We start from the raw sequence: 10,515 nt of genomic DNA, 5'->3' as shown, positions 1-10,515 counted from the left end.
CATCTGTGCCTACCAGATCGACAACACCGCAATAATCTGAGCCGAGCGTGAGTGGTAGCGGTTGCGGGAGAGCGCTGTTGCCTGACCTGATCCAGCCGTCCCACGGACCAACTCCTACCGCATGGATTCGGACACGCATCTGGCCGGAGCCGGGTGATTCCAGCGGTAGGACTTCTTCCTGGATGACCTCAGGACCGCCGAATTCGTGGACTCTGTAAGCTGTCATCGCCAGTGCGCGGGCGTCGGCCGTAGTGACGGTTGGATTTGATGTCATATTGATCTCCCATGCAAAATCCGGATGTCAGGACGACTAGTCTACCCAGGTCACATCCTCCGCTTTCATCTCCGGCTTGTATTTTGAAGAAACGCCCTTCTTTGTGACTTTGGGACACGGTTCCCAATCACCTTGAACCCATTCCGGTGATGGAGGCAATTGCCATGTCTGCCAGTGGGGCCAGGGCGGCCGCAAGGCAAACATTAGCCGTCGCATCGTCGGCAGGCGGAAAGCGCGTCGCGAATCCGCGACGTCGGCGTCTGGCATGATCAGGTTCAGCGCACGGCACGTTTAAGAACGATCCAATCATTTTTGGATATTAGTAATACTTATGCGGGAAGGTGCCGCTCATCTCTGCTTGAGCGTCCTGGGAGACAAGGATGAGAAAACGAATAAGGCATCGTGGCTTTGCGGCCATTCCAGCCTGGAGAAAGCATGAAAATTGACATTCTAATAAATGAAAAACCTTGTGAAGAGGAGGTCTTGAGCATCTATAAAGCCAACGACTGGTCATCTGCACAGAAACCCCAAAGTTTACTGGCTGCCCTGCACAATTCGCACACTCTGGTAACGGCGCGTTCCAATAACCTATTGGTCGGACTGGCAAATGCCATTTCCGACGGGCACCTGGTCGTCTACTTCCCCCATCTGCTTGTGCATCCTGACTTTCAGAGACGGGGCATCGGTCGCAAATTGATGACCGCAATGCTCCAGAAATATGCTGATTTCCATCAGATAATGCTCACTGCGGACGGTAACTCCGTTCGCTTTTACGAGGGCCTTGGGTTTGTCAAAGCGGGCAGCACCGTTCCAATGTGGATCTATGCTGGAACAGACCATTAATTTAGCGTCTATAGGTAGACAAACAAGCCAACGATATCTCAACCGGTCACCGTACGGCGAGAGACATCTTGATACCTGCTGACGAAAATGACGGCGCAAACCAGGTCGATTTGCTGAGGGCCAACAAAACGAAACATGATTAAGATCGGCGCGGGTAAGGCATGTCATTCAACTTCATCTGCTGTCGTAGTCGAAGTTTCACGTACAACCTGATTGGAAGGCAGCCACACCAGCCTCGCTCCCATCACCCGAGTGGATCTGGCGGCGCCATTTCGCGATTGTGGACTTGACAGCTCCCCCAGAGATCGCATTCCGCGCATATATTTCGTTGCCTTTTCATATTGAAGGACCGGGCCAGTAGTTCGAATCCGTTCAAGGCGTGCGATGCAGGTCTGTTTCGGCTCAAACAGGCGGAAAYAATTTCGCTTATCAGCTGCCGACCAGCGGTTCAAATCCCTTCCAGAGCGCTAATCTCAACGTCTTGTCGCGGGCAGCAGCTGACATTCGCTTGAAAACAGCCGGCTGCTGATGAAATCGACGAAGACTCGCACTTTTGGTGAAAGATGCCGGCTCGATGGCCAGATCAGGTTGAACTGGCCGGGCAGATCGAGGTGATCGACCAGCAGCGGCACCAGTTCGCCCGTTTTCAGCGACGCCGCTGCCAGAAAATCCGGCATACAGCCGATACCCAGGCCACGCAGCACCGCGCCACGCAAGGCCTCCATATTGTTACAGGTCAGAATATGGCGGACGCGGACCTCCTGCTCGCCTGCTGCAAGAACGAGCGGCCACTCCTGTATCTTCCCGCTATTGGGAAAGCGAAATCCGATCCCGATATGGCCGGACAAGTCGCGCGGGCAGTTGGGCGTCCCCTGCCGTTCCAGATAGACGGGAGAAGCGCAGAGGAGCAGTTGAAACGGACGCAGCGCGCGCATCATGATGCGGCTGTCGGGCATTTGTCCGCTGCGGATGGCGACGTCGATGCCCTCATCGATGAGATCGACGATGCGGTCGTTGAAATCCAAATCGAGTTCGATCTCCGGGTAGAGCGATAGGAATTCGGAAAGCACAGGCAACAGCAAGTGATAGGCGACGATGGGCGCACTGACCCTGACGCGTCCGCGCGGTGTCTCCCGGGTTTGCAGGAGCGCCTCCTGGGCATCGTCGAGATCGTCGAGGACGTGACGGCATCGCTCGTGAAACGCGCGACCTTCCTCGGTCAGGCGCAGACTGCGGGTCGAACGCTGGAAAAGTCTGACACCAAGCTGGCTTTCGAGCTTCGTGACGGCCTTGCCGACGGCAGAGGGCGACAGGCCGAGCACGCGTCCGGCGGCAACGAAGCTGCCGAGATCAGCCGTGCGCACGAAGGCCATCAGGCCGGATAGTCGATCCATATAAAGCTGTCCATCTAGGTTCTATTCGAGCGTTGTATTCCGTTATGAATGGAAACGATGCGATATTTTTCGCCATTCAAGCACAAATATACTGATGTGGAAACAGGCCGCCGGTCTTGGCGGTTGTCTCCAGCTTCAGGAGCAATCATGTCCCCGCATTCGAAACATTCTGACGGAACCTCGAAATGGCTAGCGTTGTTGGCGGTGTGCCTTGCCGCCGCCGCCATGCCTTTGACATTCACCGGCACGGCGGTAGCACTGCCCTCGATCGGCCGAACATTGGGTGGCAGTCCTGTCGCGATCGCCTGGGTGACGAACGCCTTCATGCTGACCTTCGGCTCTAGCCTAATGGCGGCGGGATCGCTTTCGGATAGTTATGGCCGCAAGCGCATATTCCTCACCGGTGTCGGATCGTTCRCTGTATTTTCCCTGGCGCTCGTCCTTTCGCCGGACATTCTGGTCTTCGACCTGTTGCGGGCAGCACAGGGATTTGCGGCAGCGGCAGCCTTTTCCGGCGGCATGGCAGCACTTGCGCAGGAGTTCGACGGCCCGGCCCGGCTTCGCGCCTTCAGCATTGTCGGGACGAGCTTCGGCGTCGGCCTGTCGCTTGGCCCGGTCACGTCAGGCTGGATGATCGAAGCCTTCGGCTGGCGCAGCATCTTCGTGGCCGTGGTGATCCTCGCCGTTCTTGCCTTTGCTCTCGGTTGGCGCACGCTGACAGAAAGCCGGGATCCGGATGCTCGCGGTCTGGACTGGGGTGGTGCGCTGACCTTCACGGCGGCGCTCGGTCTCTTCACCTACGGTCTTTTGCTTGCGCCCGAACGCGGCTGGGGCGACGGCAGGGTCGTTGGGCTGCAGCTTAGCGCTGCGCTGTTCCTCATCCTGTTTGTGGCAATTGAACGGCTGGTCTCCCGCCCCATGCTTGACCTCTCCCTGTTCGCCTATCCACGCTTCGTTGGCGTGCAACTGCTGGCGGCGGCCCCGGCCTATGGCTTCGTCGTGTTGCTGATTCTGCTTCCGGTGCGCTTCATCGGCATTGAAGGCATGCGTGAGGTTGCGGCGGGCATCTTGATGATCGCGCTGTCCGCGCCGCTGCTGATCCTGCCCGTTGCTGCGGGGCTGCTGACGCGCTGGTTCCACCCAGCGACGCTCTGCGGCACGGGCCTGCTGATCTCGGCCAGCGCCCTGTTCTGGCTGGCACACATCCCGGTCGGGGCGCCTGTCTGGACAACAGCCTTGCCGATGCTGGTAATCGGCACCGGCATAAGCCTGCCCTGGGGGCTGATGGACGGGCTGGCTGTCAGCGTTGTGCCGAAAGAACGCGCCGGCATGGCGACCGGCATCTTCAGCACCACGCGGGTGGCGGGCGAGGGCGTGGCACTCGCGGTCGTCGGTGCAATCCTATCGATGCTGGTGGCGGGCAGGATAGGCGGGCTGGCGGCACACGGCGACATCGTCGTTGCCGCCCAGAGGCTTGCGGCCGGTGATGTTGTCATGGCGGCCAGCGCCATGCCCGGTGCGAAACAGGCAGCGCTGGTATCGCTTTATTCTGATGCATTCAGCGATCTACTGCTGCTGTTGGCCGCCATCACCCTTCTCACGGCGCTGGTGGTGTTTCTGTTCCTGAAGACAGAGGCGCATGACGCGCTCAAGCCCCAGGTCGATGGAGTGGCGTAATTGTCATTGAGATGACAATGTCCGACAATCTCAGGCGGCACATCTGATCTGAATGCGGGTTGCCGTCATTCCAGCTCGCCAGTGGGCGGGCGCGCTCTGTCGAGGCCCATCGGTAACGACACTACAGAGTGCGGAAGTAGCTCGTACTTGGCTGCGTAGCCAGATGACTGGCGATGCCGGCCCATGTTCCATCGGCAATCAGGCCCTCGACATGCGCGGCATGCCTTGCCTGGTTCTCCCAAACTTCTACAAGCGTGAACCGGCAGGGATCTTCGAGATCCTGCATAACAGTGACGCCCCGGCAACCGGGTAACGTCGGAAGGTCGACCTTGACTGTTTCCATAATGCTCTGGAAGCTGGCGAGACCTGCGGGCAAAGCGTTGAACTGCACGATGACGCTGACTGGCATTTTGTATCCGTAACAGAATTGAATATGGCTAATCTGTTACGGCAGGGAGGAAATCCCGCACATACCTTTTCCTGCCAAATAAGGACCTGATCCTGCGATTGCATTTTGCGCTGGGTTAGCTGCCATGCCCGAACAGTGTATGCATGGTTCGGACATAGGCGCGCGGAGAAACGCCAAACAATTCTTTGAAATCCCTTGAGAAGTGAGCGTCACTGGCATAGCCCGCCTCTTCGGCCGCCCGCGAAACCGTAGCCGCCGTATTCAACAGCTGAAGGCGTGCCTGTTCGAGACGAACCTGCGCGCGGTAGCGCATCGGCGACACGCCGAAGCAGGTGCGAAACCGATGGGCGAAATGCGACGGGCTCATTGCCACCTCGGCGGCGACATCCGCGACTGTCAATCGCGAACTGGCGCCTTCTTGGATGAAGCGCATGGCTCTGACAAGTTTCACGTCTTCGCTCGTTATGGAGGCTCGAACAACACTCGCGGCCTCTGAGCGCAGCAACCTGTAGCAAATTTCGCGCAGACAGGACGGTGCCAACATCAGGCAGTCCGCCGGATCGTCGAGCACCCGGATCAAACGCAGCAGCGCAGTGGCGAGATCCGGGGTCAGATCATCGCAAAATGCGGGAACCGTCATGTCTGCTTTCGGCGGCGAATATCCGGTTTCGGCAAATTCGACCAGCGTCTTTGCTACCAGTTCCGGCGGCAACTGCAGCTTGAGTGCAACGTAGGGCTCTTCCTCGGAACCTTGCACGACGGCATCGTAAGGCCGCTCGCCGTGCAGGACCATAAATCGACTGACGTCGTTGACGAAACGCTCGTTCTCGATCGAAACCAACTTCGTGCCGGAGGCAGCGATTGCTAGTGACGTGCCGGTATTTCGTCCCCGATAATAAGGAGCAGACTGACTGAACTTGACGATCCAGACCCTGGGCAGCGGTGTGAGCATCACGCCTTCACACCTGGCAAGCTTGCGCACTGCCTTCAGGCAAGCGGCAACGTCAGGCACGTCGGGAGAAACGAAGGCGTGAGACGTCGATTGCATGTGGCAATTCCTGAGGGTCTTTGCGAAAGGCGAGGTGGCGAAGTTGGATGAGTGTCTTCTCACAATAGCGCAGCGTTCTGTTGTGCAGACGGCTCTGTCGGGTTCGGTTTACCTCACACTGTGGTACTGGAACCTTCCCCAAGTCCGTCCTCACGTGCAAGCCTCGTGCGGAACTCTGAGGTAAGCAACCTCGCAGCCGGTCCCGGCGGGTTTGYAACATTGTGAACAGCAAGGATTGGATGTTCACTCTGGTCGAATGCGGGAAAATCCAGATGGACAAGGCGACCGTTGGCTGACGCGCTCATGTCTTGAGCGAGAATACGTTGAAATCCCGTCCTTTCGTTAGGCCTGAGGCATCGTATACGACAAGCTGCGTTTCGTCCCGGATGTCGAACAGGACGGTTGACCGGCCAAGCTTTGCAAGTGGATGGTGCGGGCTCGCGACTGAAACGTGCGATCCAGCTTTACCGCAAACTGGTCATCGACTACCGGATGGAAGGAATGGCAATGTTTGGTCAGATGTGTCTTTCCGGGATATCGGAAGAAAGCTGGCGGGCGGTCATCGAAGCTTTGGCGGCTACAGGCTGGTCCATGCGGAAAGGCGGCGGCCTGGATTTCTCCTGCGGATCGACATGGAATACGATATATGGCAAGAGGGCGAGATGGCATTTGCCAGAGGCCACGCGTCCACCATAAGAGCCGATCTTCCAGCCCAATTGATTGTGGAACTGAAGATCGAATAATTCTCTGGTGGGCCGGGTGCAAACAGTAGTCCCGGCCGGAGCGAAAGCTCACTTTACGACGATCACTGGCTTGCCGATACTTGCGGCCGATTCGCTATTTTGCCCCTTATTCCCTGGACGGTCGAGCGCATGAGGAGTCTCGCACTTGCTGTTTGTGCTGTCCTTTCAGTCCTCGCGTTGAGCGGCGGTATTTTGCTCGGCGCTTTCCTGATCATGAGCCCTTCAGGCGGCGGCTTCTTTCCCAATCTTGGATCTGTCCTGGGGCTCCTCGTCCTTGGGAGCGGAAATCTTGTATCGAACATCTGCAACGGCATCTACTGGTGGTTCGGCAGGCGCCCTCGTTGGCTTGGAATGGTAACGTTGGCACAGAGCCTGCCCTCGCTGCTTTTTACGGGATTTATCATGAGCGGGATGGAACCCATGTCGTAAGTGGCGCGCCGGTACCGGATCTCGGATCGGCACGCCTACTACGTCGCCTCGTCCTGCAATGGGTTGCTTATTTCTCAAGATACTCGCCTTGGCGTTGGCGGCGGAGCTTTCAGCTTCGACAAGTGAGTGCTAAGCGGCAACGTGCATTAAAAGGAAAAATTATGAGAACGTTGGTTCGCCTGCTGCTGACGATCGCTCTTGCGGTCGTCGTCCTTACCGGTTTCCGCTGGTATCGCTATGTCAGCAACACCGACAGCCCCTACGATGAAATCGGCATCACGCTCAACAATGCCATGCTTGGCCCGATCAACAGCTGGGGCTGCGCTAAACTCAAAACCACCTTCGCCAGTTCCCTGCCACCGCACGGCTGCGCCGCCGGCGACGCGACGCGGTGGAAGTAAACACTGCAGGGCTGCGCCGATGGCGCAGCCAGTCGTGTGCGTCTGGATGTACCGGCTACCACGTCACCCCGGTCATCGCCCGCGACTATTTCTACGCCATCTATTTTCGCACGCCCGGTTGCGTGCTGTTCGAAGTGGCGACGAACGAGCCGGGCTTCAACCGCGACGAAGACACCGCCCATCTCGGCGAGGCGTTGAAACTGCCCAGCCAGCACGCTCATCTGCGCGACCGGATCGAGAAAATCCTGCCGGCCATCGTCGACTGATGGTCAAGGCTGCCGCCGGCATCCGACGGCGGCTCCCGACGATTGTTCGAGATTGGAGAGCATCACGTATTGCGCAGGCGATGTCACGCTGTCTGCAGTTTAACGGTGCGGTGATTCTGGGTCTGAGCTGAACGAACCCAACCAGGCGCAGATCTCTCTTTCCGGCGCGCGGCACCTGGTGTTCGATACGCTGGATCTTGCCGTCACAGCCGCCCAGCAAGGCCAGAGTCTTGCGCTCGCCGACCTCGCCCTGGTCGGTTCCGCGGTGCACGGCGGATTGCTGGGTTCAGGCTCATCCGGTCCAGCTCGACGCAGGTGCGGGCTACAGTCTCATTGCGCCCAGGACCTCAGGTAGCCTCGACGGTTTCTGTCGTTTGCGCGAATGGATGAAGCTGCAAGCGGATATGACGCGTCGAGAACTGTCGGAGATGTCGAACCATTAATACCGATGCGGAACCATCCCGGCTTGGATGCGACTGGCGGTGCTGGTTAGCGACATTCAGAGCGATCAATGCCGACGGCGCATCAAAGGCGTTCCATGGGCCGGATCTGCGTAAAACAGCATCGGCCGCATCCTTACGGGACTGCCCACGAGGCCCCGATGCCCTGCATCTGAACTCAAAGCTATGGTGCGCCTTTGCGCAACACCTTTCCCGGGTTCAAGAGCGCCGATGTATCGAGTGCGTCCTTGACCCGATGCATCAGCGCCACCTTCACCGGGTTGGACATCGCTGACAGAGACCCCACTCTCTTGCTGCCGATCCCGTGCTCGGCAGAGAAAGATCCACCCATCGCAACAACGTCCCTGTACACTGCCTTCTCAATGGCGTTGGTCTTTTCATCTGGAATATCACTACCGGCCATATTGAGGACGATATGGAGATTTCCGTCCGCAAGGTGGCCAAACACGTAGGGATCGAATGCGGGATCCAGATCTCTGAGATCTGCAAGGCAGCGATCGAGATAGGACCCGACTTCCGAAAGGGGGACCGAGACATCGTAGGATGGCGCGCCCGGGTGCTTTCGGTAGATAAGGTCGATGTCTTCGCGCAACCGCCAAAGATCCGCCTCCTGCGCGCCCGAGGACGCAATCACGGCCGAGGCGTCGGGGTGATCCTCGATGACATCTTCGTAGATGCCCCCCAGCTCCGTTTGCAACGCTTCCTCCTCCACCCCACCCAGCGAGACCAACAGGTTGATCGGATGGTCGGCACTATACTCCGGAGCCGACCAACGATGATTGGCTGACGTCAGGCGGAAATATGCATTCCAGATTGCCTCCGCGGCGCGTAGATGACCGTACTCGGCGTCCAGACCTCGACGGACGGTATCGAGCGCCGCATCTACCGACGGCAAGCCGAAGAGGACCGTGGCGGTGGCAAAGGGCAGGGGTTCGAGCTTGACGGCAATGCGCGTTATGATGCCGAGCGTGCCTTCTGCTCCCACGAAGAGGTGTTTCAGATCATAGCCGGCCGCGTTTTTCACCACCCGTGTCAGGTCGCAATAGATGGAGCCGTCCGCAAGGACGACCTCCAGACCAAGAACGCGATGCCGCATGACCCCGAAACGAAAGGCAGCTATACCCCCGGCATTCGTCGATGCCATGCCTCCGACGGTTGCCGAACCGCGCGACGGCAAATCGATCCCCGTTTCAAGCCGATGTTCGGCTGCAGCCACTTGCAGTGCCTGCAGTGTCACGCCGGCTTCCACGACCGCAACGCGCTCGATCGGTGAAACATAGAGAATTCGATTGAGGCGGGCAGTCGAAAGCACAAGTTCGCCCGGCCGGGACATCGCGCCGCCTACGAGGCCGGTTCGCCCCCCATGGGTAACGAGCGGAACCCCGTTGGTGAGGCAACATTTGACGACGGCAGCAACCTCCTCGGTCGATCCGGGGAAGACGACGGCGCCTGCCCCCAGATTTTCAGGCGCAACTCCGTGGTCGATCATGGAAATGGCCTCTGCGTCCTTGAGATTTCCGTCACCAACAATTCTACGAACTTCGGCTTTGAACTCGGGTTGTAGGCGATCCATTTGATATTACCTATTGGTGGGTGTCGAGAACGGTGAAGTATTTGCGGCGGACGTGTTCAGGGCCTGTCCGATTTGAACGCACCACTCTTCTTTGCCGTCCAGGTGGCCATGTAGTCCATGAGGCCGGGGTTGAGGCAGTCATAGGGCTCCAGGCCAAGGTCTCTCAGGCGGGCACGCACGCCATCCATGGTTGCCGGATCGCATCCGCTTTCGATGATCGAAGACACGAAGGCCGCAAACCCCGGCTTCGCCCAGCCCGCTTGCTGAAACCGTTCTGGATGCAAGAAGGAAAGTCCCTTGAACGGATGGTCGCGTTTGACGGGGCCGTACATATGCACGCCGCAGTCCTTGCAAGCATACCGCTGGATGAGGGCGGCCGGGTCCACGACGGCGAGCTTGTCGCCGTTTTCCACCACCTCGACATTTTCCGTCGCAACGACTGCGACGATCGAGAATACGGAGCCGTCGGGCTTCCAGCATTTCGTGCACCCGCAGGCGTGATTGTGGGCAATGTCGCCCTTGATCCGGACCTCTACGGGGTTGCGCGTGCAGTTGCAGACGAGCGTGCCGCCCGAGAAAGCTGCATCGGTCGCCCTGAACCCGTAATCGACGGATGGATGTATCGCAATACTTGGCATGGGTTTCTCCTCCTTCATGGCCGGCGCGGTATGCGCGGCCGGTCGCTGGCTTGCGACGAATGCATTGCATTCGTCATACGGCTTTGAACGCTACTCTCAGTAGACCACCACGCCACGAATGCTTTCGCCGGCGTGCATCAGGTCAAAGCCCTTGTTGATGTCCTCGAGCGGCATCGTGTGGGTGATCATCGGGTCGATCTGGATCTTGCCCTGCATGTACCACTCGACGATCTTGGGCACATCGGTGCGGCCGCGTGCGCCGCCAAAGGCGGTGCCCATCCAGTTGCGGCCGGTCACCAGCTGGAACGGACGGGTGGAGATTTCCTGGCCGGCACCGGCAACGCCGATGATCACCGACT

10 protein-coding genes and 2 pseudogenes are annotated in these 10,515 nt (G+C 58.7%); 5 read left to right on the top strand and 7 right to left on the bottom strand.

The genetic code is table 11. From position 1 onward, the window contains the following. Positions 1-274, bottom strand: a 274-nt coding sequence (locus tag AC1D17_RS25810; protein ID WP_477568135.1) for an alcohol dehydrogenase catalytic domain-containing protein, incomplete at its 3' end; no start/stop codon positions are given. Positions 275-709: 435 nt separating this feature from the next. On the opposite strand from AC1D17_RS25810, the gene AC1D17_RS25805 reads away from it, so the two are divergent. Next, positions 710-1,117 (top strand): GNAT family N-acetyltransferase, encoded by a 408-nt coding sequence (locus AC1D17_RS25805; protein WP_477568134.1) that lies wholly within the window; start codon positions 710-712, stop codon positions 1,115-1,117. Between the two features lie 473 nt (positions 1,118-1,590). On the opposite strand, the gene AC1D17_RS25800 is transcribed toward AC1D17_RS25805, so the two are convergent. Continuing rightward, on the bottom strand, positions 1,591-2,511 hold the full coding sequence (locus AC1D17_RS25800) for a LysR family transcriptional regulator (protein ID WP_477568133.1): 921 nt from the start codon (positions 2,509-2,511) through the stop codon (positions 1,591-1,593). 147 nt (positions 2,512-2,658) lie between these two features. Between AC1D17_RS25800 and AC1D17_RS25795 the strand changes: the two genes are divergently transcribed. Beyond that, complete coding sequence (locus tag AC1D17_RS25795) at positions 2,659-4,188, top strand: MFS transporter (protein ID WP_477568132.1); 1,530 nt, start codon at positions 2,659-2,661, stop codon at positions 4,186-4,188. A gap of 121 nt (positions 4,189-4,309) precedes the next feature. On the opposite strand, the gene AC1D17_RS25790 is transcribed toward AC1D17_RS25795, so the two are convergent. Next, positions 4,310-4,597: a putative quinol monooxygenase gene (locus AC1D17_RS25790; protein ID WP_477568131.1), complete on the bottom strand. Its 288-nt coding sequence runs from the start codon at positions 4,595-4,597 to the stop codon at positions 4,310-4,312. A gap of 115 nt (positions 4,598-4,712) precedes the next feature. After that, positions 4,713-5,645 (bottom strand): helix-turn-helix transcriptional regulator, encoded by a 933-nt coding sequence (locus AC1D17_RS25785; protein WP_477568130.1) that lies wholly within the window; start codon positions 5,643-5,645, stop codon positions 4,713-4,715. 402 nt (positions 5,646-6,047) lie between these two features. On the opposite strand from AC1D17_RS25785, the gene AC1D17_RS25780 reads away from it, so the two are divergent. The 3 genes and pseudogenes from AC1D17_RS25780 to AC1D17_RS25770 all read left to right on the top strand — a co-directional run. Continuing rightward, positions 6,048-6,341 (top strand): hypothetical protein, encoded by a 294-nt coding sequence (locus AC1D17_RS25780; RefSeq protein WP_477568129.1) that lies wholly within the window; start codon positions 6,048-6,050, stop codon positions 6,339-6,341. A 637-nt stretch (positions 6,342-6,978) separates the two neighbouring features. Beyond that, the gene (locus AC1D17_RS25775; protein WP_477568128.1) at positions 6,979-7,218 is read left to right on the top strand and encodes a hypothetical protein; all 240 of its coding nucleotides are present in this window, start codon (positions 6,979-6,981) and stop codon (positions 7,216-7,218) included. Positions 7,219-7,268: 50 nt separating this feature from the next. Continuing rightward, a pseudogene (locus tag AC1D17_RS25770) lies at positions 7,269-7,484 on the top strand (VOC family protein); the annotation flags it as partial. Between the two features lie 624 nt (positions 7,485-8,108). On the opposite strand, the gene AC1D17_RS25765 reads toward AC1D17_RS25770, so the two are convergent. From AC1D17_RS25765 to AC1D17_RS25755, 3 genes and pseudogenes are all read right to left on the bottom strand, one after another. Further along, entirely contained in the window at positions 8,109-9,434 is a 1,326-nt protein-coding gene (locus tag AC1D17_RS25765) for an FAD-binding oxidoreductase (RefSeq protein WP_477568127.1), read from the bottom strand. A 140-nt stretch (positions 9,435-9,574) separates the two neighbouring features. Next, positions 9,575-10,156: an S-(hydroxymethyl)glutathione synthase gene (gene gfa / locus AC1D17_RS25760; protein WP_477568126.1), complete on the bottom strand. Its 582-nt coding sequence runs from the start codon at positions 10,154-10,156 to the stop codon at positions 9,575-9,577. A 96-nt stretch (positions 10,157-10,252) separates the two neighbouring features. Further along, positions 10,253-10,515: pseudogene (locus AC1D17_RS25755) on the bottom strand (S-(hydroxymethyl)glutathione dehydrogenase); the annotation flags it as partial.

The sequence above is a fragment of the Pararhizobium sp. P1_E7 genome, from assembly GCF_056405855.1.
Note: the sequence above shows the minus strand (reverse complement) of the source record. Positions and strands in the feature narration are given on the sequence as shown.